The sequence below is a fragment of the Sphaerisporangium fuscum genome (assembly GCF_018531465.1).
GTDB classification, from domain to species: Bacteria; Actinomycetota; Actinomycetes; order Streptosporangiales; family Streptosporangiaceae; genus Sphaerisporangium; species Sphaerisporangium fuscum.
Window position 1 is genome coordinate 25,624 of the sequence record NZ_JAHDTF010000039.1, and the last position, 25,516, is coordinate 51,139.

The window sequence follows — 25,516 nt, forward strand, 5'->3', positions numbered from 1 at the left end:
ACAGCACCCCCGTTTCTGGACAGATCGCCACGGTTCCCTTGAAGAGCGGACGACCGGCGGCCCGTCGGGCGACCGCCGGTCGTCAGGGGACGGCGGGGTGCGGTCAGCCCGGCGGGAGCTGGCCGTTCTTCGCGACCGGGACGCCGAGCTGCCGCGCTCCGGTGAGCGTCGCCTTCTCCGGCGGAAGGTTCCCGAGCACCGGGTCGAGATGCCGCAGGGTCAGGGTGACGGGCGCGATGGCGGGAGCGAGGATGTCGTACTTCTCCAGGTCGACCCATCGCACGATGTTCAGCACACCCGGCGGGATGGTGTCCCCGGCCTTGAAGACCGGCACGCAGAGCTGGCGGGCGTAGGTCACCTGAACGGGCGCCGGCGGGATCCTGGTCGCCAGGACCGGGTTGAGCTGCCGGAGGACCAGCTTGCGGTTCAGGGCGGGGTCCGGCGTGAACGCGTAGCACTTGAGGTCGATGTGCCGGACGAGCGCGAGCACCTCCGGAGGCGGGACCACGCCGTTCTTGGCGACCGGGACGCACAGCTGCTGCGGCGCGTTCATGAGGATCGGCTGCCTCGGCAGGCCCTGGAACAGCGGGTTGAGGTGGCTGAGGACGAGTGCCCTGTTCACCGGGTTCCCGCTGATCCGGTAACAGGAAAGGTCGACGAACCTGAGGAAGTCGATGACACCGGGCGGCGGGACGACGGTGTTCTTGACGACCGAGGCGCACAGTTGCTCGCGCGGGCCGAGGGTGACCGTTTCCGTGGGCAGGGTGCCGAGCACGGGGTTGAGGTGCCTCAACGTCAGCGTGGTGGGCGGAGGCTGGTACGGATCGGTCCGGAAGCATTCCACGTCGAGGTTCGACACGAAGGCCCTGGGAGTGGGCAGCGCGAGGGCGATGGCGGCGGGCACGGCCATGAATGCCAGGACCGGCATCCCGAGAGCGATGCACAGCATGCGCCGGGCCACCGTTCTCAGAGGTCTTCGATACCCGATGTCGGGTCTGCTCATAACTCCTCCATAAGCCATGGATTCGGCTGGCGCTCCTAACTTTCCGACGACGAGATGGGGCTGGCAAGAATGCCATCCGCTTTCTGTCGCACCTGGCGAATCTCCGGGCGTTTGGTCCGGCAACAGGGCATATGCGGGGTGATGAAAAGTCGATAACAGTCATATCCAGCGGGCCACTGACCAGCAGCGTAGTCCATTCGATTTGCCATCCATAACGGCAAAGCATCCTATAGAGGGTTTCAGACCGAGACACGTCTCTTCGACTGATACCAGAAGCCGGAAAGCGGCCTCACACTCGACGGAACTCACTGCTTTTGATGACATATAGGCGCGTTCACCGGTCATCCGCCGTACGGCGGCGCCGGATTCGCCGTACGACTACTCATCGCATCGGCGCCGAACTCACACCACGACAGCCGACGGAAGGAGGGGGAGCGCCGGGAACCGGTGCGAGGCCGAACGCCTGGTATGACACGCGGTCTGGCGGCTCGCCCGTCAGTAGCTTCCGGACGACGAGGTGTCCGTCGCGGACTGCGACGCGGTGTCGGAGGGCGAGCCGGTGGATCCGCCGGTGTCCGCCGGCGCCGTGGTGGGGGCGTCCGTCGAGGCGGGCACGGTGGTGTCCGTGGAGGCCGGGGCGGCGGCGTCGGTCGAGCCGGGTGCGGTGCTGTCCGTGGAGGCCGGGGCGGCGGCGTCCGTCGAGGCGTGTGCGGTGGCGTCCGTGGGGGCCGGTGCGGCGGTGCTGGTGGCGAACGTGCCCTGGCCGTCGTCGACGGTGCAGGCGATCAGGGACGAGAAGTCCACCGGAGCGCCGGTCGCGCGGTTGACCACCGTGGCCATGCGCTCGACGACCACCGCGCGCTTCTTCTGCAGGGCGGCCAGCAGCCGGTCCTGGAAGCCGCCGTCCTTGCCCGTCGCGTCGGCCAGCTGCCGGTTCACCGAGGCGATCTGCAGCTCCAGCAGCCCGATGTCGCGGGCCAGGTCCAGACGGATCTCCTTCGGGGTGTCCAGGACGGCGTCTGCCACCGTCGGGCACGCCGCCCTGAGGCTCGCCACCGTCGGCGCGGCGGTGGCGGGCGGAGCCGCGGTGTCGGCCGGAGCCGCCGTCGCGGTGTCGGACGGGCCCGTGCTCGGGACCGAGGTGTCCACGGGGGCGGCGGAGGCGGCCGGCGTGCTCGACTGCCGGGACTTCGGGGATGCCTTGGGCTTGGCGGTGTCCACGATGCTGACCGAGCCGCCGGAGGTGGCGGTCTTGTCGGCTTTGGCGGTCCTCGTCGGCTTCGCGGCGCCGGAGGGCTGCGCGGTGCCCGTCGGCTTGGCCGCCTTCTTCACCGTGGGCGTCTGCCGGGGCGCGCCGGACGGCTGCGGGGTGGCGCCGGCCTGGGGCGTCTTCTTCGGCTTCGCCTTCTTGGTCGTCGCCGGGGTGGCCAAGGGGTCGGCGGAGGTCGGCAGGGGGGTGGGGCTGCCGCTCGGCGCGGTGAAGGCGTTCGGAGCGGCGGTGGCGGCGTTCACCGAACCGCCGGGATCGCCCGTGGTCCCGGTGCCGGTGCCGCCCCCGTCCGTACCGCCGGTGCCGGTGCCGCCCCCGTCCGTACCGCCGGTGCCGGTGCCGGTGCCGTCCGTACCGCTGCCGCCGGTACCGCTGCCATCCGTACCACCGCTGCCGCCCGTGCCGTCCGGGGCACCCGTCCCGTCCGGTGCGGCGGTGTCGGTCGGTGCGGCGGTCGCGGTGTCGGCGGGCGGCGGCGTGCTGAGCGTCTGAGCGTCGGCGGCCCCGCCGTTCAGCGTGCAGTCGGCCAGGGCGTCCAGCCCCGCGGGCTTCTGCCCGGCGTTCTCCAGGATGCGGACGATGTTCTGGATGAGGACGGAACGCTGGTTCGCGAGGGTCCCGAGGACGGCGTTCCGCGCGGCCACGGGATCGTCGGCGCCGGCGCGCGCCTCGAGGCGCCGGTCGGCGGCGGCGACCTGGATCTCGATCTGGCCGAGGTTCCGCGCGACTCCGCTGATCACCGCCGACGGCAGGTCGGTGAGCTGCTCCGCCACGCTGGGGCACGACGCCTGGGCGGCGGCGCCCGCCGCGAAGGACGACGCGCCGAGCAGCTTCTCCTGCGGCCGGTCGGCGCCACAGCCGGCCACCATGCCGACCATCGCCCCACAGGCCGCCAGGGCCCCGAGAACCTGCTTGAGCTCCCGTCGTCGCTGGTCTCGATACATTCGTACTCCCTCTCGGCTCCTGATCGAATCCGGCGCCGGGCGGCGTGGCGGCCGCCCGGCATCACGTGACCGTCACCGGGAGGTACGGGGCGCCGGCCGAAGTCGTTCGACCGTTCACCGGAACCGAGCCCGCGCGGGTGTCCCGCGCGGTCGCCTCAGCGGGCGCGTCTCCAGGGAAGAAGGCGCCGACGTGGGGTTTCGGCCGGCACCACGGGTGCGGCGACGGCCTCGGCGTATCGCTCGCGCAGCCGGGAGCGGATCTCGTCGGGCGTGTACGCGCGGCGGCGCCGTTCCGCGCGGACGACCACCACTCCCGTCGCCGCCACCCCTGCGAAAGCCGCCAGACCGAGTATCTTCCACCACCGCATGTCCGTAGGGTACGAGAATGTCTGGCGTAAGCATCAGCCTCGACGAGGCCCTCGACCTGACACGCACCGGCGACATCTGGCTGTTCCGCGGCCGCACGGTGCCCGACCGGGCCATTCAGATGACGACGAACAGTCCGGTCAACCACGTCGGCATGTCGGTCGTCATCGACGACCTGCCGCCGCTGATGTGGCACGCCGAGCTCGGACGCTCGCTGCCCGACATGTGGACGGGCACCAACCAGCGGGGCGTGCAGCTGCACGACCTGCGCGACGCGGTGGTCGTCTGGGCGACGAAGTACGGGCAGCGCGCCTGGCTGCGCCAGCTCGACCGTCCGGTCACCCGTGAGATGGAGGACGGCCTGCTGCGCGCCATCGCGCGTCTCGACGGCACGCCGTTCCCGTCCACGGCCCGCCTCGCCGGCCGCTGGATGCGCGGCCGGGTGCCGTTCGTCCGGGGCGCGGCGCGGAACGCGGCGCTGGAGACCGCCTACTGCGCGGAGGTCGTGGCCGCCACCTACCAGGCCATGGGCCTGCTGCCCACCGACCGCCACCCGAACTGGTACGACCCGGGCCGCTTCTGGAGCGGCGACGACCTGGAACTGCTGTGCGATGCCCAGCTGGGCGGCGAGATCCGCGTCCACATCCCACCCGACGCCCGCCCGCCTTCTCGTACCCGAAAAGACAACCCGTGAAGATCCTCATGCTCACCAGCATGGCCATGACCGCGACGACCGACCTGTGCCGCACTACGATCCGGCTCGCCCCTGATACGCCCTGGCCGCGTACGGCCCGGCTGGTGAGGTCACCGACGTCCGCTACGAACACGAGCCGAACATGGCCCCGCGCGGGGGTCGTCCGCTGACGATCGGTGGTGCACCCTCGCAAGGCCACCCCTGCCACGTCGGAGCGGCACCCCGATTTCAACCGGAGTCGGACCGCCGCGGTCGCTGACCGGGCTCGTTGCGGGTGCTTGCAACAAAGCCGTCGCCGGGCAGACGTCACGCCTAAATCCCTGGCGAATTCATTCAATAGCGCCGATTAATGACCTCTGCTCAATGAGCTCTACCGGACATCACATTTGACGGAATGAACTCTTCCCGATACAGACGGTAAAGATCGCTGACAAGTCCGTGATGATAAGCAGCCGTAAGTGAGAATATCAAGACTTGTTAAATGATCAGCGACAGTAAAGTATTGCCGTGGGCGGGAAAGCCTCGCACGCCCCCGCCCACGGAACATCCGTAGATGCAACAGGAAGGGTACTATGCGTACGCGTATGCGCGCAGCTCTGTTCGGAGGCCTGGCCTCGGCCGCCGTGGCGGGAGCTCTTTTGATCGCCCCTGCGGCTCACGCTGACTGGAACGGCTACTGCGACATCCAGCATTACCAGGGTAGCGGTACCGGATACGCCACCGGCTGGTGCGACGGCACCGGCCCGCAGAAGTATCAGGTCGGCGTGAAGTGCACCAACGGGGTCTGGTACTGGAGCGCCGGCGCGAAGGCCTTCGGTGACCGGACCGGACTCAGCGCCTACTGTCCGTCCGGTAAGGGCGCCACTGCGCACACCATGCGCAGGGCCTGATTGCCCTAGGTTGGGTGCGCTGTCCATGGCGCACCCAACCTTTCCATATGGGATGAATCAAACCAGCTACGATCCTTCTCTTTCTGGGAGCGCGTCGCAGGCCGGCCCACCGCAGGCACCTCCGGCATTGGCCTGCCGTCGGGAGCAGGCGGGCCGAGAACCCCTGTTTCATCTCGATTGACGTCCGCGGACACCAAGAAGTCATGGCATGATCCGCCTCATGTCTCTCCTTCGATCCCCCGTGAGGCTGCGGCACGGCCACGCTGTGGGAGCCATTACCGTCATGGCCTTCCTGGGATATTCACTGCTCGGATTGATCAAGTTCTATACATTTCGGACAGGAATCTATGATCTGGTCATCTTTGACCAGGGTGTGCGAGGATACGCGAACTTCGGGGCTCCCCTATCCTTTACAAAGGGGAACTGGGAGGCACTCGGAACGACATTCTCTCTGCTGGGAGATCACTTCTCGCCGATCCTCGTGTTGCTGGCCCCGCTGTACTGGGTGCATGACGGTCCCGAGACGCTGATCGTGGCGCAGGCAGCCCTTTTCTCCCTGGCGGTGGTGCCCTTCTGGGTCCATGTCAGACGTGCGCTCGGCACCGGAACCGCATATCTGCTGGGCATCGCCTACATCCTGTCCTGGCCCATCGCCGAGGCGGTGAACTTTCATTTCCATGAATACGCCTTCGTGCCGCTGATCACCGCAGTCCTGTTCGAAAGACTGCAGGCAGGGCGTCAATGGCATGCGCTGGCGGCGGCAGCCGTCCTACTGACGGTCAAGGAGGACCTAGCGGTTTTTGTCGTCGGTCTCGGGATGGCTCTACTCTTCATCCGCGAATGGCGCCGTACGGGTGCTGTGATGATCGTTGCGGGGGCGGGATTCCTGTGGCTGACCAGCTGCGTGATCATGCCCGCATTCGGTGGCAGCCCCGCCCGTTACTGGTACTACAGCGGGTGGGGCAGGAATCCCGGTGAGGCGATCACCCGCATTGCGACTCGGCCTCAGGAGATCCTGAGCGTGCTTTCCGCGCCTGACACGAAATTGTGGACCATCTTACTGCTCTTCGCCCCGCTGCTTTTCCTCCCGCTGCTGTCGCCGTACGTCCTGGCACCCGCGGCCCTGCTGGCCGAACGCATGCTCGCAACGGATCCCGGCGCTGCCGGCTGGTGGGGCACGCGCTACCACTACAACGCCGCGATCGTGATGGCTCTGTTCTGTGCCGCCGTCGACGGCGCCGTGCGGCTTCGCCGGGCGGTGCAAGGCCGGCGACTGGAGCGGTTCACCTCATCCTGGGCTGCCGTCGTGGCGGTCGCGGCACTGGGCATTGTGCCGTACTTCGCATTCGCCAATCTGTTCACGCTGAGCTGGTACAAGGCCGGTTCCCGATTCGCGGCGGCCAGCGAGGCCATCCGTCGGATTCCGGACAACGTCCTGGTGGAAGCAGCCAGCGCCCTGGGCCCCAACATGTCGGCTCGGACAAAGGTCGTAGCCTGGGCCGCGAAGACCGCAGCGCGTCCCGAACGTGCCCCGTGGATTTTGGCGGACCTCAAGGACAAGCAGCCGCAATTCGCTTCGATCCAGGAGCAAGCCGCGGACGTCGAACTGCTGCGACAACGCGGATACCGTGAGGTCTTTTCCCAAGACGGATATGTCGTCCTGCATGCACGACCTTGACCGAGCCACCTACCGGCGCGAACCAAACGAGGCGAGCGAGAAATCACACCACTCCGCGGGACGAGATCAGGCCAACCGGTTAGGCCACGTGGACATGGTGCTGCTCAGGGGCGTTTGCCGGTGAGTTTGCGGATGACGTCGCGGGTGCGGTCGACGAGGGCGAGGGGGACGCCGAGGAGCAGGTTCATGGTCGCCGACTCGACCCCCGGATGCGGATGTGTCGGGCCCGTCGCCTCCGCCGCCTTGACCGCGGCGGCCAGCGCGCGGCGTTCGGCCTCGCTGCTGCGGGCGCGGAGCACGGGGAACTCCTCACGCTCCTCGGCCTCGGCGTGCGCGAGGATCATGGCGCGCACGGCCCGCAGGCTGCGCAGGAAGTCGGGGTGGTCGGGCCCCAGTTGCTCCAGGTGGGCGAGCAGCAGCTTGCCCTGCCGCTCCTCGTCGAGGCGTCCGTCCACCACGCCGTCGCCGCCGCCGAGCTTCAGCCGGACGTACGGGTGGACGATCTCCTCCTCGGCGCTCTCGTGCACCGCGAGCAGCCGTACCAGGCGCTCGAACGCGCGCTCGCGCGCGAGGCCGACGGACCGCTCGGTCTCCTCGAACAGCTCGGCGATCATGTGGTGCTGCCGGACCAGCAGGTCGAGGACGTCGGTCTCGCCCATGAGCTCGGGAGCCGTCCGGCCAACACCCATCTCGTCCTCCTCGGCGCGCCCCGGAGCGCGGACGGCTCCCCCACCACCCGCGCGGATCCCCTTCGACGAAGCGAATCCCCCGGCCGTACCCGGCGAACCCAGACGGTTAGCAATTTTCAGGAAATTTCAGTAAGGCATTGCATAGATCCGATGCGGTGAGTAACTTCCGGGCAACACCCGTGAACCATCCCCTCTGGAGGCCCCCGTGGTCTGGCCGCTCCCCCCACGGCCCACGAGAAGGTCACCGGTACGCGGGCGCTCGGCCGTCGCCGTCCTGGCGGCGGTCCTGTCCGCCGCGCCGCTCGCCGCGTCCCCCGCCACGGCGCGAGCCGGCGCCCCGGAGGCGGGCGCCGGACCGCTCGCCACCTCGCGTACCGCGCCACCCGCGTCCGCCCTGGCCGCACCCGGCTCCCCGGCCGCGCGACCGGCGGAACCGCTGGTGTCCGCGCTGAGCCGTACGGCCGATCCGTCCGACAAGGAGCTCGCGCGGGACGCCCCACGGGGCGCTCTGTCACGGGAGCGGTTCTACTTCGTGATGACCGACCGGTTCGCCGACGGCGACACCCGCAACGACACCGGCGGCCTGTCCGGCGACCGGCTCACCACCGGCTTCGACCCCACCGACAAGGGCTTCTACCAGGGCGGCGACCTCGCGGGCCTGATGAGCAGGCTCGACTACATCAAGAACCTCGGCAGCACCGCGATCTGGCTCACGCCCGCGTTCAGGAACCGGCCGGTCCAGGGCACGGGCGCGAACGCCTCCGCCGGCTACCACGGCTACTGGATCACCGACTTCACCTCGATCGACCCGCACCTCGGCACGAACGCGCAGATGAGGCAGCTGGTCCGCGAGGCGCACCGGCGGGGGATGAAGGTCTTCTTCGACATCATCACCAACCACACCGCCGACGTCGTCGACCACAAGGAGCAGACCTCCACCTACCGCTCCAAGGGCGCCTACCCGTACGTCGACACGCAGGGCAGGCCGTTCGACGACCACGACTACGCGGGCAAGGACACCTTCCCCCAGGTCGACGCCGACTCCTTCCCGTACACGCCGGTGGCGCCGAAGGGCGTCAAGACTCCGGCCTGGCTGAACGACCCGACGATGTACCACAACCGGGGCGACTCGACCTTCAGCGGCGGCGAGACCGACACCTACGGCGACTTCTCCGGTCTGGACGACCTGTGGACCGAGCGGCCCGAGGTCGTCAAGGGCATGACGGACATCTACCGCACGTGGGTGCGGGAGACCGGCATCGACGGCTTCCGGATCGACACCGCCAAACACGTCAACATGGAGTTCTGGCAGAAGTTCACCCCGGCCCTGCACGGGTACGCGGCGCGGCTCGGCAACGACCGGTTCTTCATGTTCGGCGAGGTGTACTCCGGCGACCCTGCCGTGACCAGCCGATACTCCACTCGGGGCGGCATGGACGCCACGCTGGACTTCCCGTTCCAGGACGCGGCGCGCTCGTTCGCCGGCGGCACGGCCGGGGCCGGGCGGCTGTCCCAGCTGTACGCGGGGGACGACTACCACACCCGGGCTGACGGCGGCGCGTCGGAGCTGCCGACGTTCCTCGGCAACCACGACATGGGCCGCATCGGACGGTTCGTCACCCAGGACGCCCGGGGCGCGTCCGACGACGAGCTGCTGAAGAGGGACCTGCTCGCCCACGAGCTGATGTACCTCACGCGGGGCCAGCCGGTGGTGTACTACGGCGACGAGCAGGGGTTCACCGGCAAGGGCGGCGACAAGGACGCCCGGCAGACGATGTTCGCCTCCCGGACGGCGAGCTACCTGTCCGACGTCCTGATCGGCACCACCGCGACCCACGCGCAGGACAACTTCGTGCCCTCCCACCCGCTCTACCAGGGGATCGCGGGGCTGGCGAAGCTCCGGGACGCCCACCCGGCGCTGGCGGACGGCGCGCAGGTGGAGCGCCTGGCCGAGGGCGGCCTGTACGCCTTCAGCCGCATCGGCGCCAAGGAGCAGGTGGAGTACGTCGTCGCCCTGAACGACGGGAAGAGCGCGGTGACGGCGGCCGTCCCGACGTACAGCGCCGGGATGCCGTTCGCCCGCGTGTACGGCGAGGCCGCCGACGCGGTCACCACGGCCGCCGACCGCACGCTGAAGGTGACCGTCCCGCCGCTGTCGGCGGTGGTCTACCGCGCCGCGGCCCGGCTCGCGGCACCCGCCGCCACGCCCGCCGTCTCGATCACGCTGCCCGGCGCCGAGGTGCGGGGAACCGCCGAGGACGGGCGGATCCCGGTGACGGCGACCGTGCCGGGCACGGGCTTCGACCAGGTGACGTTCGCCGTCAAGGTCGGTGACGGCGGCTGGAAGGTGATCGGCACCGACGACGCCCCCACCGTCACCGGCGGAAACCGGATGTTCCGGGTGTTCCATGACCTCACCGGCATCGCGGCGGGCACGAAGATCACCTACCGGGCGGTGGTGAAGGACTCGGCGGGCCGGTACGCCTCGGCGAGCGAGACGGCGACGGCCGGCGCCGTGCCCACCCCCGGCGAACCGGGCGCCGTCACCCGCGACCGGCTGGTCGTGCACTACCGGCGGGCGGACTACGAGGGCTGGGGCCTGCACGTCTGGGGGGACGTCGAGCAGCCCACCGAGTGGGGCGGCCCGCTCCCGCTGACCGGCGAGGACGCCTTCGGCAGGTTCGCCTGGATCAAGCTCAGGCCCGGCGCCACCAGCGTCGGCCTGATCGCCCACAAGGGCGACGAGAAGGACGGCGGCGACCGCACCGTCAACCCCGCCAAGAACGGCGAGGTGTGGCTGACCGAGGGCAGGGCCGAGACGTACGCCTCCCGCGCGGCGGCCCAGGGCTACGCGACCGTGCACTACGGCAGGCCGGACAGGGCCTACGACGGCTGGGGCCTGCACCTGTGGGGCGACGGCCTGGCCGACGGCGCGGGCACCGACTGGGCCGGCCCCCGCCCGCCGGACGGCGTCGACTCCTACGGCGCGTTCTGGAAGGTCCCGCTCAAGGACCCCTCCGTGCCGCTCAACTACATCGTTCACCGGGGCGACACCAAGGACCCCGGCCCCGACCAGTCGTTCACGCCGGCGTCGCAGCCCGAGGCGTACGTGAACTCGGGTGAGACGAGGGTGCATCCGAGCCGCGCCGCCGCGGAGAACGTCGCGATCCTGCATTACCGGCGCGCGGACGGGAACTACGACGGCTGGGGGCTGCACGTGTGGACCGGGGCGGCCGGACCGACCGAGTGGGGCACTCCCCTGAAGGCGGCGGGCGTCGACGGCTTCGGGGCGTACTACCGGGTGCCGCTGGCCGAGGGGGCGACGAGCCTGAGCTACATCATCCACAAGGGCGACGACAAGGACCAGCCGGACGACCAGTCGCTCGACCTGACCACGACCGGCCACGAGGCCTGGAAGCTCGCGGCGACCGACGGGTACCTGCTGCCGCAGCCTCCGGCGCGCGGCGCGGACGCCGACCTGTCCAAGGCGAGGGCCCAGTGGATCGACCGGGACACCCTGGCCTGGAAGGTCGACCCCTCGCCGTCCCTGCACTACGCGCTGGCGTTCTCCCTCAAGGGCGACATCGCCTACGACAAGGGGGACCTGACCGGCGACATCCGTCTCATCCGCCTCACTCCCGGCGACGGGCTCACCGAGGCGCAGAAGGCGAAATGGCCGCACCTGGCGTCGTACGCCGCGCTGAAGGTCGACCCGCGCGACGCCGACCTCGTCACGACGGCCCTGCGCGGCCAGGTCGTCGCCGTCGAGCGGGACGCCTCGGGGAGGCTGCTGACCGCGACCGGCGTGCAGATCCCGGGCGTGCTGGACGACCTGTACGCCAAGGCGGCGGGCGCCCGGCTCGGTCCGGTGTGGCCGTCGTCCTCGGCGGCGTCGGAGCTGACGGCCGGTTCGGCCTCGCCCACGCTGTCGGTGTGGGCGCCCACCGCGCAGAAGGTGGAACTGGCCCTGTACGACACCCCGTCCGGCGGGCGGCGCGGCGTGCACGAGATGCGGCGCGACGACGCGACGGGCGTCTGGTCGGTGCGGGGCCTGCCCACCTGGAAGGGCCGGTACTACACCTTCCTGGTCACGGTCTACGCCCCGGCGGCCGGCACGGTCGTGACGAACGAGGTCACCGACCCCTACAGCCTGTCGCTGGCCGCCGACTCCGTCCGCAGCCAGATCGTGGACCTTTCGGACCACGCCCTGCGCCCCGGCGGCTGGGCCGCGCTGCGCAAGCCGAAGGCCGTGCCCCAGGAGCGGGCCTCGATCTACGAGCTGCACGTACGCGACTTCTCCGCCTCCGACACCACCGTCCCGGCGGCCGAGCGCGGGACGTACGCGGCGTTCGGCCGTGACTCCGCCGGGATGAAGGAGCTGCGGTCGCTCGCCGCCGACGGGCTGACGCACGTGCACCTGCTGCCGGCGTTCGACTTCGGCAGCGTGCCGGAGCGGCGGGCCGGCCGCGCCGAACCGCAGTGCGACCTGGCGTCGATGCCCGCCGACTCCGAGCGGCAGCAGGAGTGCGTCGCCAGGACGGCCGCCGATGACTCCTTCAACTGGGGCTACGACCCCGTGCACTACACCGTGCCGGAGGGGTCGTACTCCACCGAACCGGACGGCACGCGGCGGATCGTGGAGTTCCGCTCGATGGTGGCCGGGCTGAACCGCGCGGGCCTGCGGGTGGTCATGGACGTCGTCTACAACCACACCTACGCGGCGGGGCAGGACCCCGGGTCGGTGCTCGACCGGATCGTGCCCGGCTACTACCACCGGCTGCTCGACGACGGCACGGTGGCCACCTCGACGTGCTGCGCCAACACCGCGCCGGAGCACGCCATGATGGACAAGCTCGTCGTCGACTCGGTGGTCACCTGGGCGAGGGAGTACAAGGTCGACGGGTTCCGCTTCGACCTGATGGGTCACCACCCCAAGGCGGACATCCTCGCGGTGCGGGCCGCGCTCGACAAGCTCACGCCCGCCCGCGACGGCGTCGACGGCAAGTCGATCATCCTGTACGGGGAGGGCTGGAACTTCGGCGAGGTGGCGAACGACGCCCGCTTCGTCCAGGCCACCCAGGCGAACATGGCCGGTACCGGCGTGGGCACGTTCAACGACCGGCTCCGCGACGCGGTGCGCGGCGGCGGGCCGTTCGACGCCGACCCCCGCGTGCAGGGCTTCGGCTCGGGGCTGGCCGGCGCGCCGAACGGCTCCCCCGCCAACGGCACGGCCGACCAGCAGCGGGCCCGCCTGCTCCACTACCAGGACCTGGTGAAGGTGGGGCTGACCGGCAACCTGCGCGACTACCGGTTCACCGCCTCCAGCGGCAAGGAGGTCAAGGGCTCGGAGGTCGACTACAACGGCTCGCCCGCCGGGTACGCCGCCGCCCCGGGCGAGGCGGTGAACTACGTCGACGCCCACGACAACGAGACGCTGTTCGACGCGCTGGCCTACAAGCTGCCGCAGGCCACGCCGATGGCCGACCGGGTGCGGATGCAGACGCTCTCGCTCGCCTCGGTCCTGCTGTCGCAGGGCACCGCGTTCCTCAACGCGGGGACCGAACGGCTGCGGTCGAAGTCGCTCGACCGCAACTCCTACGACTCCGGCGACTGGTTCAACCGCCTGCTGTGGGACTGCTCGGCCGGCAACGGCTTCGGCGCCGGCCTGCCGCCCGAGGCCGACAACGGCGCCAAGTGGGAGTACGCCAGGCCGCTGCTCGCCGACCCGGCGCTGAGGCCGGACTGCGCGGCGATCGGCGAGGCGAGGGCGAGGTTCGGCGACCTGCTGAGGATCCGCTCCTCCTCGCCCGCCTTCTCGCTCGGCTCCCTGGCCGAGGTGCAGAAGCGGCTGTCGTTCCCGGTGAGCGGCGCGGCGGAGACGCCGGGCGTCGTCACCATGCACCTGGACGCCTCCGGCCTCGACCCGCGCTGGACGTCGATCACCGTCGTCCTCAACGCGACGCCGGAGACGCGCTCGCAGACGGTGCCGGCGCTGAAGGGGGCCGAGGTCACCCTCCACCCCGTGCAGGCCGGCGGCACCGACCCGGTCGTCAGGACCTCGGCCTTCGCCCCGGAGACCGGCACCCTCACCGTCCCCGCCCGGACGGTGGCCGTCTTCGTCGGCTCCTGACCCAGGGCAGAACAAGGCCGGGCCGGGTGTCGCAGCACCCGGCCCGGCACGGGAATCCCCGGGGGCTCACCCGGTGGGACGGCAGACGGTGCCGGCGGGCGGGAGTCGCAGCGTGGTGAGGTACCGGTTCACGTACGCCGTGACGCAGGGCACGCCGCTCAGGTAGAGCCCGTGGCCGTACCCGTCCCAGCGGACGCTCGACGAGCCCGGCACCTGCCGGACGAGCTGCTCGGTGTCGGCGTGGTCGGTGCGGCTGCCCACCCCCAGGAACGGCGGCAGGCCCGTGGCCGGCAGCGGGGCGGGCGGGTTCGCGACCGGGGCCGGCCAGCCGGCGCAGGCCAGCGGGTGCCACTGCTGGTTCCCGGCGAAGTCGGGTGACAGGCGCTCGTCGGCGCGCCGCGCGGCCGTGTACTCGTCGTAACTCGCGTACCCGACGCCGTCCAGGCAGTGCGTCATGTTCATGCCGACGAACGCCGGCACCTTGGGGCTTCCCGTCGCCTCCCTGACGTAGCCGGCGAACCCGGACGCGTCGCCGTCCACCGCGTCCTTGATCGCCTCGGCCAGCTGCGTCCAGCGCGGGTAGGCGGGCTCCTGCCCGGGAGAGATGAAGCTGGGCGCGGCGGCCACCTTCAGGTCCAGGCCGGAGTAGGACACCGACGGCTCGCCTCTGACCGGGACCGGCGAGGTGTCGGCGCGGGTCACCAGGCCGCGCCAGAGCGCGCGGACGTCCCGGCCGTGCAGGGCGCAGGAGGTGGTGGAGTCGCACCAGGCGGCGAACCGGGTCAGCTGCCCCTCCAGGGTCGCGGCTCTGATCCGGTCGCGCAGGGACCTGTCGACGAGCTGCGCCGCCGAACCGTCGATCACCGTCGCGCGGATCCGCGCGGGGAACAGCCGCGCGTAGGCGATCGCCGGTTCGGCTCCGTAGGAGGTGGCGAGGAAGCTCAGCGAGTCCTCACCGAGCGCGCGGCGGATCTCCTCGATGTCACGGGCGACGGACGCCGAGTCCATGTGGTCGAAGAACTCCGGGTCGGTCGCGCGGCATCGCTGGGCGGCCGCCCGGTTCGTCCGCGCCAGCTCGGCGTACTCGCCGCGGTCCCGGGGCTGGAACAGCCAGGGGCCGGAGGCGAGGCACGACAGGGACAGGACCTGCGGGCCGGCTCCCCGGTCGGTGGTGTTGCGCGGGTCGAGGCTGACGACGTCGAACCTGTCACGCAGCCGGGTGAAGCTCCCGGCGTGCCGCTTCAGGTCGCCGACGCCCGATCCGCCCGGCCCGCCGGGTATCGCGAACACCGTGCCGATCCGCCGTCCGGCGCCGGTGTACGGCAGCCGGGCGACGCGAAGGGTGATCTTCCGGCCGGACGGGGCCGCCCAGTCCAGCGGCACCGCGACCGAGGCGCATTCCAGCTCGCGCGGGCCGTCCCCGTCGCGGCAGGGGGACCACGCCAGGGACGCGTGACCGGCGGGCCGGTCCGCCGTGGCGGGCACGGCCGCCAGCAGGACGGCCACCGCGGCCCCGGCGGAGGCCACCGCGAGCCTTCGTCCCTTGCGCGCGATGCCGAGGCTGCCCGCGGTGAGGGCCACGACCGCGTACAGGGCCAGTACGGCGAGCGCGGCGGCGGGGCTCAGCAGCCCGCCCCCGGTGCCCGCGATCTGCGCGGGGAGGTTCTGGATCGCGTAGGAGCCGAGGCGGTACCGCAGGGGGCCCGGCACGGTCATGGCGGCGAAGGGATGGACGATAAGGATCACGGCGAGGACGACCAGGGCCCCTGGAGTGGATCGCACGGCCGACCCGACGCCGAGCCCGATCACGGTGACGACCGGCAGGGTGAGCCCCGCGACGACCACCGCGACCGCCACGCCCGGGTCGGCGAGCGACGTTCCCAGCGTCCGCCCGTCGAGCAGGATCTGCCCGGCCCGGTCGCCCAGCACCACCTGGCCGGCGGCGTACATGGCGAACGCCAGGAGCTGCCCGGCGACCAGGGCGACGGCGCCGAGCCCGGGGATCTTGGCGAAGAGCAGCAGCTGTCGTCGCGGGACGGCGACCAGGCTCGTACGGATCATCCCGGTGGAGTGCTCGGAGGTGATCGCCAGGGCGCCGATGGCGCCGAAGACGAAGTAGGCGACGGGAAGGCCGTTGGTCAGGCCGTCGCCGTTGGAGGGGAAGGCCAGCCGTTCCTCGAAGGTCTGCCTGTCGAAGCCCCGCGTGATCATGAAAGCGATCCCCGCGCAGAGCCCCACGGCGAGCACGGAGACCGCGAGCAGGTAGAGGTTGGACCGCAGGGAACGCAGTTTCAGCCATTCCGAGGCGATGACGCCGATCATCGGGTCCCCGCTTCCACGGCCGTCCGGGCGCCGTACTCCACGCTCTCCTCGGTGAGTTCCATGAACGCCTGCTCCAGGGACGCGCTTCGCGGCGTCAGCTCGCTCAAGGCGATCCCGTCCCCGAGGGCCAGGAGCCCGATCTCGGCGGCGCCGAGGCCGCGGACCGCCAGGGCGCCGTCGTCCTGGACGGTCACCGCCGCTCCGCGGGCCCGGAGGAGGCCGGTGAGCCGGGCGGTATCCCCGGCCCGTACGAGGACGTCACGCCGGAAACGGGCGGCCAGTGCCTCCATGGTGGTGTCGGCGACCAGGCGTCCCCGGCCGATGACCACGACATGGTCGGCGGTGAGGGCCATCTCGTTCATCAGGTGGCTGGACAGCAGGACCGTGCGCCCCTCGGCGGCGAGCGACCGCAGCAGGTCCCGGATCCACCGGATGCCCTCCGGGTCCAGCCCGTTCAGCGGCTCGTCGAACATCAGCACGCCGGGATCGCCGAGCAGGGCGGCGGCGATGCCGAGCCGCTGTCTCATCCCTAGGGAGAACCCGGCGATCCGCTTGTTCCGGACCTCCGCCAGCCCGACCTGCTCCAGTACGGCGGTGACCCTCCGGCCCCCGATGCCGTTGGCGCGGGCCAGGCAGGCGAGGTGGGCGGCGGCGGTGCGCCCCGCGTGCACCGCGCCCGCATCGAGCAGGGCGCCCATCGTGTGCAGCGGCCGCCGCAGGGACGTGTACGGACGGCCGGCGACGAGGGCGCGGCCTGAGGTGGGCGCCTCCAGGCCGAGGATCGCCCGCATGGTGGTCGACTTGCCCGCGCCGTTCGGGCCGAGGAAGCCCGTCACCAGCCCCGGCCCGACCTCGAAGGTCAGGTCGTCGACGGCGAGGGTGCGGCCGTATCTCATGGTCAGGTTGCTCACGTGGATCACGGTTCCGAGCCTCCCGCCGGGACCGGGAGGTCTCGATGGGCACGGCTCACCGTTACCGGTCGGATTTCACCACCCGCGCGGTAGGTCCAGCCCTACCGCCCCCGGGGCGCGTTCGGGGCAGACTGCTGCCATGACCGGTATACGCCGCCTCCTCCGGCGCGTGCTCGCCGCGGCGGGCGCGCTGCTGTTCAACGCCGTGACGGGCGTGGCCGCGCTCCTGCTGCTCGCCCTGGTGGTCGCGGGGGCCGCGCTGGTCCCGGTCGCCGGGCTGGGACTCGTCGTGCTCCCCCGCGTGCTCGCGCTCGCCCGTTCCCTGGCCGGCTTCCATCGGGCGTGGGCGTCGAAGGCACTCGGCGGGGACGGCGTGAGGCCCGTCGAGGACGGGCGGGCCCGCCCTCCGCTGACCGGCCGGCTCATGGACCGCGCCACCTGGCGGGAGCTGACCTGGCTGCTCGCGCACGGTGTCACGGGGCTGGGCGCGGCGGCCACGGTCTGGCTGATGCTGTCGGCCTTCGGCCCCATCTGGCGTCCCCAGCCGCCCGGCATGCTCGTGACGTGGGCCTACAGCCTGTCGCTGGTGACCATCGGGCTGGCCACGATGGGGCTGCTGCTCCTCCTGCCGCGCTGGCAGGCGCGGCTCACCTCGGCGTTGCTGCGGCCCGGCGTGTCGCCGAGCGAGCGGATCAAGGAGCTGACCGCGTCGCGGGCCGCGGCCGTGGACGCGCGGGCGTCCGAGCTGCGCCGGATCGAACGGGACCTGCACGACGGCGCGCAGGCCCGGCTCATCGCCGTGCGGATGAGCCTCGGCATGGCGCGTGGCGCCCGCGACCCCGAACAGGTCCGGGAACTGGTGGAGGAGGCGTGGGAGGCGGCCGGGGAGGCGCTCACGGACCTGCGGGACCTGGTCCGCGGCATCCACCCGCCCGTGCTCGCCGACCGTGGCCTGGCCGGGGCGATCGAGGCCGCCGCGCTGCTGTGCCCGGTACCGGTGGACGTCGTCGTCGACCTCCCCCACCGGCCCGAGGCGCCGGTCGAGTCCGCGATGTACTTCGCCGCCGCCGAGGCGCTGACCAACGTGACCAAGCACAGCGACGCCCGCCGCGCGTGGGTGCGGCTGCGTCGGCGCGGCGGCGTCCTGCGTCTGACCGTGGGGGACGACGGGCGCGGCGGGGCCCACCCGGCCGGGGGCAGCGGTCTCCGCGGCATCCGCGACCGCCTCTCCGCCTTCGACGGCTCGCTCACGGTGAGCAGCCCGGCCGGGGGCCCGACCGAACTGACGATGGAGATACCGTGCGCGTCGTGATCGCCGAAGACCTCGCCCTCCTGCGGGACGGCCTCGTCCGCCTGCTGTCGGCGCACGGGTTCGAGGTGGCCGAGGCCGTCGGCAACGGCCCCATGCTCCTTTCGGCCCTGGTGCGTCACCGTCCCGACGTGGCGGTGGTCGACGTGAGGTTGCCGCCGGGCCACAGCGACGAGGGGCTGCGCGTCGCCCTGGAGGCCCGGCGCCGCCTCCCGGGGCTGCCGGTGCTGATCCTTTCGCAGTACGTCGAGCAGCTCTACGCCCGCGAGCTGCTCTCCGACCGGTCCGGCGGGGTGGGTTACCTGCTGAAGGACCGGATCGGGGACGTCGACCAGTTCGTCGAGGCGGTCCGCCGGGTGGCGGAGGGCGGCACGGCCATGGACGCCGAGGTGATCTCACAGCTCCTCACCCGTCACGACCGCGACGAGCCGCTGGCCGCGCTCACCCCGCGGGAACGGCAGGTGCTGGCCCTGATGGCGGAGGGCATGTCGAACCTGGCCATCGCCGCCCGCTTCGATGTCAGTGAGAAGGCCGTCGGCAAGCACACCGCCGGCATCTTCGCCAAGCTCGGCCTGCCACCGTCCGACGACCACAACAGGCGGGTGATGGCTGTGCTCGCCTACCTTCAGTCCTCTCCGTCCGCGCGGAGGGGCTGAGGCGCCCGGCCGGCGAGGCCGGCCGCGGAGAGGGCGAGGGCCAGGCACATCAGAGGGATGCAGGGGAGCCAGTACCTGCTGTCGTAGGTGGTGACGGCGACCGGTGCCACCGCGAGGGCGAGGCCCAGGGTCAGCGGCAGGGAGCCCGGCGGCGCGGGACGGTCCGCGGGGGTGGAACGGCGGCGGAGGGTGAGGGCCGCCCGGGTCAGGAGCGCGCCGGCCACCAGGGCGGCGAAGATCGGCCCCGGCAGGAAGACGAACGACTGGTACACCCGCATCCACTCCGCCGCCGGCTCGGTGAACCGCGTGCCGGCCGGGCCGTCCTCGTACGCCCGCAGGTCCTCCTGCACGCCTGCGCCGGGGACGCGCACCCCGTCCGGCAGCGGGCCGTGGGTGTTGGGGAAGGCGTAGCGGTTGTAGACGATCGAGGGGGAGTGGGGGCTCGGGCCCCTCTTCCAGTTGAGCGTCCGCCCCAGGTCGCGGCCGGCCAGCAGCAGGTAGTCGAGCGGCTGGGCGAACAGGACGCGCCGCGCGAGCCTGCCGGCCCGGCCGTCGATCTCCGGGTGGAACAGGTCGGCGGGGACGGCGACGGGGTGGCCGGGGACCCGCCGGAGGGGCGACCAGTCGGCCCAGATGAAGTACGGGGAGCTCGGACGGGCGCCGACGGGCTGCGGCGGGCAGAGGACGGCCTCGTCCGCGGGCGGGCGGATCCTCTCGCAGTCGGCGATCGGCATGGTCCGCGCCCAGAGCCACACCCCGCTCCCCCCGCTGAGGGCCGGGGAGCCGTGCCATGACCCGTACCAGGCGGCGTACCCGCCGAGCGGGATGGCCACGGCGGCCGCGGCCGCGACGAGCGTCCGCGCGCCGCAGCGGTTGACGAGCAGGTGGCCGGCCAGCAGCGGGAGCCCCACCAGCCCGGTCGAGCGGGTGAGCGCCGCCGCGGCCAGCAGCGCCCCGGCCGCCGCCGCCGAGCGCGGGGAGACGCGTGGCGACCAGAGCACGACCGTCACCGCGGCGACCGTCAGGAACGCGAAGGGGACGTCGCTGAGGACCGCGTGCTCGAAGAAGATCTGGTAGGCGTCGAAGAGGACGGGGACGGCCGCCAGGACCGCCCAGCCGGGGTGCGACCGGCCGGCCCGCCTGCGGACGACCACGTAGACCATGACCCCCATGGCCAGGCCCATCAGGTGCTGGACGACCACGACGGCGGTGAAGCTGTGCAGCGGCCGCAGCATCCAGAGCAGGAGAGAGTAACCGCTGGGCCGGACGGGGTAGGGCTGCATCCGTTCGGCGACGCCGACGTAGTCGAAGGAGTCCTCGAACCAGACGGCCGGTGAGTATCCGGCCACAGTGAGAGCGCGGAACACGGCCGCGAGGGCGAGGACGGCGAGGAACAACCGATGCGGTGAAAGCGGACGTGCGGATAATCGCATGCGCGAAAAGGCCCTTCCGGTCAGGCGCCCTAACGGGGAGGGCGGATTCCCTGAAGGCACAGGGACGCCGTCCCGCGCGCCGGATCCGCGCGCCGGCCTGCGGAAACCTCACGGCGAAATGGGAAGGCCCCCCGACCCCCGACAAACGCGCACAAAACTAGCGATCTTTAACCTGATCGGCAAGCACGTTTCGGAATAGGGCCTTCAGCTCAAAGACGCAGTCGGGCGACGACCGGGGCGTGGTCGGAGTCGGGGGCGTCGCGCCGGACGGCCGGGTCGTCGCCGATCGACGGGAGACCGTGGCCGACCACCGCCCGGACGTCCTCGACCCGCTCGATCAGGGCCCGGCTCACCATGACGTGGTCGATGAGCTCGCCCCGGCCGTGCTGGACGCGCGAGTAGTCCTCCCCGGCGGGCATGAGCGAGTTGAGATTCCACAGCCGCCAGCCGTCGCCCCGGTCCGGCCGGAGCGCCCCGGAGGTGCCCAGCTCGGACCCGGGCGGGCCGAGGACGATCTGGGTCGTGGCGGCCAGGGGTTCGTCGTTGAAGTCGCCGAGCACCACCACCGCGCGCTCCCGCCCGTGCCCGCCGGTCAGCCGGTCGGCCAGGCCGCGCAGCGTGGTCGCCTCCGCCGCCCGCCGGTACAGCGCGTACGCGCCGTACCGCGCCCGCTCGCCCTCGTCACGCGCCTGGAACCTGCCTCCGGGGAAGCTCAGCAGCTTCGACTTCAGGTGGCAGACGGCCACGTCCAGCGTGACGCCGGGGGCCGGCTCGACCCGGACGGCGAGCATGCCGCGGCTGGTCTGGTCGGTGGCCGGGCCGTCGTCCGCGCACTGCACGGCGGCCAGCGGGGCGGCGAACGTCGTGACGTCCTCCAGCGTGGTGATCGGGAGCCTGCTGATCACGCCGGTGCGGATGCCGCGGGCGTCCGGGTAGGCCGACAGGGCCGAGTGCCATTCACCGTCGAGCGCGCCGACCAGGTCCGCCAGGGCCTCCGGCTGGCCGACCTCCTGGACGCCGAGGACGTCCGGGGCGATTCCGGCGATCGTGCCGGCCATCGCCTTGATCTTGGCCTGGTACGCCGCCGCGTCGCGCGGGCCGTACTCGCCGCCGGGACGGTAGAGGTTCTCCAGGTTCCAGGTGCCCACAACGACCATGACCGCTCCCCTAGTCAGGTTCTCCCCATCGCCCCCGCCGCTCCACTATGACGGCCCCCGAGGCTCTTGGCCACGATTTCCCCTGCCGGAGGAGAAGTGGCGGGTCACCGTCCGCCAGGCGTGGCGAGGTCCGGCACAGCGGGTCAACGGGTCATTAGTCAGATTCGACTCGTCAAGTCCGGACAAATCGGTTTATATCTCCTCAGAGCTGGCAACGGCCGAACTGTTGGGACAATCAACCCCTGGCGAGGAGACGCAATGCTCACGCTGACAGACACCGCCGCCAAGGTGATCCGAGACCTCAAAACCCGGTCGGGCGAATCGGCCGACAAGGGCATCCGGATCTCGTCGCAGGGCGAGGACGCGAGCTCCCTGATGCTCTCCGTCGCGGACGGGCCCGAAAGCACCGACCAGGTCGTCGAGAGCGAGGGAGCGAAGGTGTTCCTGGACCCCGTGGCGGCGACCGTGCTCGACGACAAGTCCCTCGACGCCGACATCGACGCCCAGGGAGGGATCTCGTTCCACGTCGAAGACCAGCGGCACTGACCCGCGCCCGGCACCGGGACGGCCACGGGCCGTACTCCTCACCCCACGTGACCCCGGTGACCGGCGCGCCGCGGCGTGCCGGTCACCGGCTTGTCGCACCCGGGGTCAGCGCACCCAGACGAAAAGGCTCAGCGTCCGGCCCTTCTCCTCGACCACGCGGGGAGGCGCGTCGGTGAGACGGAACCCCGCCGCGCGCGCGACCCGCTCGCTGGCCTCGTTCTCCTTCTCGATCTCCAGGAAGACCTTCGACAGGCCCGCCACCGTCTGGGCGAAGTGGGTCATCACCTCCACCGCCCGCACCGCCAGCCGCTGCCCGCGGTGGCCGGCGCCGATGGCGTACCCCAGGCTCCCGGTCCCCGGCTCCCAGCCGGTCCGGCTCAGCAGCACCTCGCCCTTGGCCTCGCGCCCGTCGGTGGTGATGGCCAGATGGATCCGCTCACCCGCGAGACGGCCCCGGCGCACCCTCCTGAGATGGTTGCGCGCGGCGGTCATGTCGAACGGGGCGACGAGGGGCGTCCAGTAGGCCACGTCCGGGTCGTCGAACAGCTTCGTCATCGCCGGGAGGTCGTCCTCGGTCCATTCACGCAGGATTAGCCCGTAACCGCTCAACCGCAGCTCAACGGGAAGATCCGCACGCGCGACCTGCTCAGACATCATGGGGGGAACCTCTCACCACAGGGACCATACGGGCACAGCGTGCCAGATCGCACCCGTCAGGTGTCCTGCCGGTCCAGCGGGCCGAACAGGCCGCTCTCGTAGCCGTCCTCGCCGGCCGGGCCGGGCTCCCCCGCCAGGCGGGTGTAGTACTCGACGGCCTGCACGGGCTGGCCCACGCCGTTCGACAGCGCGAAGTACCGGCCCTCCACGCTGATCTGCGTGCGGTGGGCGCGCAGGGCGGCGATCTTGGCCTCGACCTGGGCGGTGGCGTCGACGCGGGTGGTCACCTGGGCGTCCGGGACGCCGAACCCGAACTCCTCCACCGACGAGAGCCGCTGGAAGGGCCCGGCGTCCACGGCCTGCTCCAGCACCGACAGCGGCGTCGCCGTGGCGTAGAACCGGGACGGCGACCACGGCTCGCCGTCGCCGAACGCCGGGTCGGCGGCCTTCTCGAACGCCCGCCACGCCACCCGATGCGCCTGGATGTGGTCGGGGTGGCCGTAGTAGCCGTTGTCGTCGTAGGTGACGATCACCTGCGGCCGTACCTCGCGGACGATGCCGACCAGCTCCGCCACCGCCAGGTCGAGGTCGGCCTGCCAGAAGCAGTGGGGATCGTCGTTGGTCGCCGCGCCCATCATCCCCGAGTCACGCCAGCGCCCGGCTCCGCCCAGGAACCGGTGGTCGGCGACGCCGAGCGCCTGGCAGGCCCGCTGCAGCTCGCCCACGCGGTGCTCCCCGAGCCGGTCGTCGCGGTCGGCGGCCAGGTGCCGCAGCTCGGCGGGGATCACCTCCCCCTCCTCGCCCAGCGTGCAGGTGACGAGGCAGACGTAGGCCCCCTCGGCCGCGTACTTGGCCATGGTGGCCCCGGTGCCGATCGATTCGTCGTCGGGGTGTGCGTGGACGAAGAGGATCCGACGATCGGACGGCATCGCCGACCTGCCTTTCGTGCTGTGGGGATCTCTGCGGGTGGTCTCCCGCAGGAGGGGCGCCCCTCCCGGCGGGCCGAGGCTGTGGATCAGCTCCAGAACTTGACCAGGCGCGCGGCGACCGAGTGGCCCTGGGCGAGGCCCGCCTCGGCGGTGGGGGTGCGGGTGGAGGGGTCGAGGGGGTCCGACCCCATGGCGGCGACGGACGCCTCGTCGGGGGTGACCAGCTCGACCTCGGCGTTCGCGCCCAGGGAGGCGATCTGCTCCGCGAGCTGCGGATCCTCCATAGGCGCGATGATCAGCACGCGATCGTGACCGGCCGCGAGGTCGGCGTTGACACTCGACCTGACGCCGCCGTCGGTGTAGCGGACGTCCCCGATCGTCACCGGGGGCCACACGCCCGGCACCGCGCAGCTGGCCGCGACGGCGTCGACGAGATCCACCCCGGAGGAACGGTCGAAGAGGCGATGCTCGGCGGTGGCGGTGTCGACGGCCACCAGGACCATGTCGGCCTCGGGCCACTCGTGGCGGGGAAGCCGCCCGGCGATCACCTCGCGCCGCGCCTCTTCGGAGACGGTCTTGGCCGACAGCGCCACCCGGCAGACGGCCCGCCTGATCTCGCCGAGGTCCTGGCTGTCCCGGTAGAGGCCTTCCAGGACGGCCACCAGCTCCTGGAACGGCACCCCGCTCGGCAGTTCCCTGGCCTGCAGGGCGGGATCGACCTGGCGCCGGTAGAGCTCGTCGAAGGACAGGCCGCTGGTCACCTGGGCGGAGACCGTGGCGCCGGCCGACGTACCGATGATCTTGTCGGCGGTACGGCAGTCGAGCCCGCCCTCCGCCAGTGCCGTGAGGACGCCCGTCATCCAGGCGATGCCCGCGACGCCGCCTCCGCCCAGCACCAAAGCTCGTTTCGTCACGTCCACATTCCCTTCCGATCGGGGATCAGGGTAGCCGGGCCCCGATCCGGCGGACACCGCGGGCGGGGCTACACGTCCGGCGCCACCTCGGGGCCGCCCGTGACGACCGCGACGAGACGGGTGCCGGGCTCGAACGCTCCCTCCCGCACCAGGGAGAAGATCCCGTACATCATCTTCGCGACGTAGACCCACTCCAGCAGGACACCGTGCCGGGCGGCGAAGTCGTCGACGAACGCGTCGAGCTCAGCCGTACGCCGGGCGTACCCGCCGAAGTGGAACTCCGGCCGCAGGCTCCAGTTCGGCCACGAGCGGCCGCAGGCCTCGCGTTGCAGCCGCTCGACCTCGCCGGCCAGGAACTCCCCGCCCTTGAGCACCGGGAACCCGATCGCGGCACGTCCGGGGGCCAGTCCGGCGGAGAGGCCGGCGAGCGTGCCCCCGGTACCGCACGGACAGCAGATCACGTCGAACCCGGGGTGACCTAGCTCGTCCAGTTGCGCGTCCACCTCGGCGGGAAGCTCGGCGCAGCCCCGGACGGCACAGGCGTTGCTGCCGCCCTCGGGCACGAGGTAGAAGTCCCCCCATTCCTCCCTCAACCGGGCGATCACCCCGGGGTCCTGCTTGGCGCGGTACGCCGTCCGGTCGAGGTAGGTCAGCCGCATCCCGCGCGACACGGCGTAGGCCAGCGACGGGTTTAGCGGCAGGTGCTCCTCCCCGCGGATCACGCCGACCGTGGCGAAGCCGAAGTGACGGCCCGCGGCGGCGGTGGCGCGGATGTGGTTGGAGTAGGCGCCGCCGAAGGTCAGCAGCGTACGCCGCCCCTGCCGCCGCGCTTCGGCGAGGTTGTACTTCAGCTTGCGCCACTTGTTCCCCGGCAGCTCGGGGTGGATCAGGTCGTCACGCTTCAGGAACAGGCGGACGCCGCCCAGCCGGTCGTCCCGGACCTCGGTGAGCGGGCTGGGGAGCCGCAGCACGAGACCGCCGGGGGTCGTCACGCGGTTGTCCACAGGGCCAGCTTGAC

At 71.7% G+C, this 25,516-nt stretch carries 19 protein-coding genes; 7 read left to right on the plus strand and 12 right to left on the minus strand.

The annotated features are described in order from the left end of the window. Positions 1-103 precede the first annotated feature (103 nt). From KIK05_RS39150 to KIK05_RS39160, 3 genes are all read right to left on the minus strand, one after another. On the minus strand, positions 104-1,003 hold the full coding sequence (locus KIK05_RS39150) for a hypothetical protein (RefSeq protein WP_250564192.1): 900 nt from the start codon (positions 1,001-1,003) through the stop codon (positions 104-106). Between the two features lie 495 nt (positions 1,004-1,498). After that, positions 1,499-3,217, minus strand: a complete 1,719-nt coding sequence (locus KIK05_RS39155; protein WP_214415940.1) for a hypothetical protein — start codon at positions 3,215-3,217, stop codon at positions 1,499-1,501. Between the two features lie 155 nt (positions 3,218-3,372). After that, positions 3,373-3,585: a hypothetical protein gene (locus tag KIK05_RS39160; RefSeq protein ID WP_214415941.1), complete on the minus strand. Its 213-nt coding sequence runs from the start codon at positions 3,583-3,585 to the stop codon at positions 3,373-3,375. A gap of 17 nt (positions 3,586-3,602) precedes the next feature. Between KIK05_RS39160 and KIK05_RS39165 the strand changes: the two genes are divergently transcribed. From KIK05_RS39165 to KIK05_RS39175, 3 genes are all read left to right on the plus strand, one after another. Next, positions 3,603-4,277, plus strand: a complete 675-nt coding sequence (locus KIK05_RS39165) for a hypothetical protein (RefSeq protein ID WP_214415942.1) — start codon at positions 3,603-3,605, stop codon at positions 4,275-4,277. 584 nt (positions 4,278-4,861) lie between these two features. Beyond that, the gene (locus KIK05_RS39170) at positions 4,862-5,167 is read left to right on the plus strand and encodes a hypothetical protein (RefSeq protein ID WP_214415943.1); all 306 of its coding nucleotides are present in this window, start codon (positions 4,862-4,864) and stop codon (positions 5,165-5,167) included. A 283-nt stretch (positions 5,168-5,450) separates the two neighbouring features. Next, complete coding sequence (locus KIK05_RS39175; RefSeq protein ID WP_214415944.1) at positions 5,451-6,845, plus strand: DUF2079 domain-containing protein; 1,395 nt, start codon at positions 5,451-5,453, stop codon at positions 6,843-6,845. A 104-nt stretch (positions 6,846-6,949) separates the two neighbouring features. Here KIK05_RS39175 and KIK05_RS39180 read toward each other — a convergent pair whose 3' ends face one another. After that, a complete protein-coding gene (locus KIK05_RS39180) occupies positions 6,950-7,534 on the minus strand; it encodes a hemerythrin domain-containing protein (RefSeq protein ID WP_250564193.1) in 585 nt (194 codons plus the stop codon). A 205-nt stretch (positions 7,535-7,739) separates the two neighbouring features. Between KIK05_RS39180 and pulA the strand changes: the two genes are divergently transcribed. Further along, entirely contained in the window at positions 7,740-13,664 is a 5,925-nt protein-coding gene (gene pulA, locus KIK05_RS39185; protein WP_308250305.1) for a pullulanase-type alpha-1,6-glucosidase, read from the plus strand. Between the two features lie 66 nt (positions 13,665-13,730). Here pulA and KIK05_RS39190 read toward each other — a convergent pair whose 3' ends face one another. Both KIK05_RS39190 and KIK05_RS39195 read right to left on the minus strand, forming a co-directional pair. Then, positions 13,731-15,986 (minus strand): alpha/beta fold hydrolase, encoded by a 2,256-nt coding sequence (locus tag KIK05_RS39190; RefSeq protein ID WP_214415945.1) that lies wholly within the window; start codon positions 15,984-15,986, stop codon positions 13,731-13,733. After that, positions 15,983-16,906 (minus strand): ABC transporter ATP-binding protein, encoded by a 924-nt coding sequence (locus KIK05_RS39195; RefSeq protein ID WP_214415946.1) that lies wholly within the window; start codon positions 16,904-16,906, stop codon positions 15,983-15,985. Before KIK05_RS39195 ends, KIK05_RS39190 begins: the two co-directional genes overlap by 4 nt. Before the next feature lie 130 nt (positions 16,907-17,036). On the opposite strand from KIK05_RS39195, the gene KIK05_RS39200 reads away from it, so the two are divergent. Together KIK05_RS39200 and KIK05_RS39205 are read left to right on the plus strand one after the other, a co-directional pair. Continuing rightward, positions 17,037-18,209: a sensor histidine kinase gene (locus tag KIK05_RS39200; RefSeq protein WP_214415947.1), complete on the plus strand. Its 1,173-nt coding sequence runs from the start codon at positions 17,037-17,039 to the stop codon at positions 18,207-18,209. Beyond that, complete coding sequence (locus KIK05_RS39205; RefSeq protein WP_214415948.1) at positions 18,197-18,862, plus strand: LuxR C-terminal-related transcriptional regulator; 666 nt, start codon at positions 18,197-18,199, stop codon at positions 18,860-18,862. The genes KIK05_RS39200 and KIK05_RS39205 overlap by 13 nt, the downstream gene beginning before the upstream one ends. Here KIK05_RS39205 and KIK05_RS39210 read toward each other — a convergent pair. Both KIK05_RS39210 and KIK05_RS39215 read right to left on the minus strand, forming a co-directional pair. Then, entirely contained in the window at positions 18,832-20,259 is a 1,428-nt protein-coding gene (locus tag KIK05_RS39210) for a hypothetical protein (RefSeq protein WP_214415949.1), read from the minus strand. The genes KIK05_RS39205 and KIK05_RS39210 overlap by 31 nt on opposite strands. Positions 20,260-20,504: 245 nt before the next feature. Then, on the minus strand, positions 20,505-21,452 hold the full coding sequence (locus tag KIK05_RS39215; RefSeq protein WP_214415950.1) for an endonuclease/exonuclease/phosphatase family protein: 948 nt from the start codon (positions 21,450-21,452) through the stop codon (positions 20,505-20,507). A 258-nt stretch (positions 21,453-21,710) separates the two neighbouring features. On the opposite strand from KIK05_RS39215, the gene KIK05_RS39220 reads away from it, so the two are divergent. Beyond that, entirely contained in the window at positions 21,711-21,998 is a 288-nt protein-coding gene (locus tag KIK05_RS39220; RefSeq protein ID WP_214415951.1) for a Fe-S cluster assembly protein HesB, read from the plus strand. 105 nt (positions 21,999-22,103) lie between these two features. On the opposite strand, the gene KIK05_RS39225 is transcribed toward KIK05_RS39220, so the two are convergent. The 4 genes from KIK05_RS39225 to KIK05_RS39240 all read right to left on the minus strand — a co-directional run bounded on the left by KIK05_RS39225 (position 22,104) and on the right by KIK05_RS39240 (position 25,502). Beyond that, positions 22,104-22,655 (minus strand): GNAT family N-acetyltransferase, encoded by a 552-nt coding sequence (locus KIK05_RS39225; protein ID WP_250564194.1) that lies wholly within the window; start codon positions 22,653-22,655, stop codon positions 22,104-22,106. Positions 22,656-22,711: 56 nt separating this feature from the next. After that, positions 22,712-23,584: an N-acetyl-1-D-myo-inositol-2-amino-2-deoxy-alpha-D-glucopyranoside deacetylase gene (mshB, locus tag KIK05_RS39230; RefSeq protein ID WP_214415952.1), complete on the minus strand. Its 873-nt coding sequence runs from the start codon at positions 23,582-23,584 to the stop codon at positions 22,712-22,714. Between the two features lie 86 nt (positions 23,585-23,670). Beyond that, positions 23,671-24,498: a patatin-like phospholipase family protein gene (locus KIK05_RS39235; protein ID WP_308250306.1), complete on the minus strand. Its 828-nt coding sequence runs from the start codon at positions 24,496-24,498 to the stop codon at positions 23,671-23,673. 68 nt (positions 24,499-24,566) lie between these two features. Next, the gene (locus KIK05_RS39240; RefSeq protein ID WP_308250307.1) at positions 24,567-25,502 is read right to left on the minus strand and encodes a 1-aminocyclopropane-1-carboxylate deaminase/D-cysteine desulfhydrase; all 936 of its coding nucleotides are present in this window, start codon (positions 25,500-25,502) and stop codon (positions 24,567-24,569) included. Positions 25,503-25,516: the final 14 nt, after the last annotated feature.

Bases quoted from the DNA above. Each gene is read 5' to 3' on its own strand.
- KIK05_RS39170 (WP_214415943.1), top strand. From the start codon at position 4,862: ATGCGCGCAGCTCTGTTCGGAGGCCTGGCCTCGGCCGCCGTGGCGGGA.
- KIK05_RS39220 (WP_214415951.1), top strand. From the start codon at position 21,711: ATGCTCACGCTGACAGACACCGCCGCCAAGGTGATCCGAGACCTCAAA.
- KIK05_RS39225 (WP_250564194.1), bottom strand. From the start codon at position 22,655: ATGATGTCTGAGCAGGTCGCGCGTGCGGATCTTCCCGTTGAGCTGCGG.
- KIK05_RS39160 (WP_214415941.1), bottom strand. From the start codon at position 3,585: ATGCGGTGGTGGAAGATACTCGGTCTGGCGGCTTTCGCAGGGGTGGCG.
- mshB (WP_214415952.1), bottom strand. From the start codon at position 23,584: ATGCCGTCCGATCGTCGGATCCTCTTCGTCCACGCACACCCCGACGAC.
- KIK05_RS39215 (WP_214415950.1), bottom strand. From the start codon at position 21,452: ATGGTCGTTGTGGGCACCTGGAACCTGGAGAACCTCTACCGTCCCGGC.
- KIK05_RS39180 (WP_250564193.1), bottom strand. From the start codon at position 7,534: ATGGGTGTTGGCCGGACGGCTCCCGAGCTCATGGGCGAGACCGACGTC.
- KIK05_RS39200 (WP_214415947.1), top strand. From the start codon at position 17,037: ATGACCGGTATACGCCGCCTCCTCCGGCGCGTGCTCGCCGCGGCGGGC.
- KIK05_RS39165 (WP_214415942.1), top strand. From the start codon at position 3,603: ATGTCTGGCGTAAGCATCAGCCTCGACGAGGCCCTCGACCTGACACGC.
- KIK05_RS39175 (WP_214415944.1), top strand. From the start codon at position 5,451: ATGGCCTTCCTGGGATATTCACTGCTCGGATTGATCAAGTTCTATACA.
- KIK05_RS39150 (WP_250564192.1), bottom strand. From the start codon at position 1,003: ATGAGCAGACCCGACATCGGGTATCGAAGACCTCTGAGAACGGTGGCC.
- KIK05_RS39155 (WP_214415940.1), bottom strand. From the start codon at position 3,217: ATGTATCGAGACCAGCGACGACGGGAGCTCAAGCAGGTTCTCGGGGCC.
- KIK05_RS39190 (WP_214415945.1), bottom strand. From the start codon at position 15,986: ATGATCGGCGTCATCGCCTCGGAATGGCTGAAACTGCGTTCCCTGCGG.